Raw genomic sequence first — 255 nt, 5'->3', positions numbered from 1 at the left:
TCGCCACCGCCGGCGCGCTGGGCATCCTGGGCAGCCTGGACATGAACCGCGGCGACCCGCAGCTGGGCTGGGACACCGACCAGTTCCCCAACAACGTGCCGGAGACGGCGCTGGCGCTGTACCACGTCATCCAGGCTGGCGGCCTGGGCTCGGGCGGCCTGAACTTCGACGCCAAGGTGCGCCGCCAGTCCATCGACGCCGAGGATCTGTTCATCGGCCACATCGGCGGCATGGACGTGTGCGCGCAGGCGCTGC

General features: G+C 71.0%; 1 pseudogene. It reads left to right on the top strand.

Going from position 1 to position 255, the window contains the following annotated elements:
* Positions 1–255: pseudogene (locus ACG04R_RS28595) on the top strand (xylose isomerase); the annotation flags it as partial.

The organism is Pelomonas candidula, assembly GCF_043555985.1.
Taxonomy (GTDB): Bacteria; Pseudomonadota; Gammaproteobacteria; order Burkholderiales; family Burkholderiaceae_C; genus Pelomonas; species Pelomonas candidula.
This window is presented reverse-complemented; position numbering and strand designations above follow the sequence as displayed.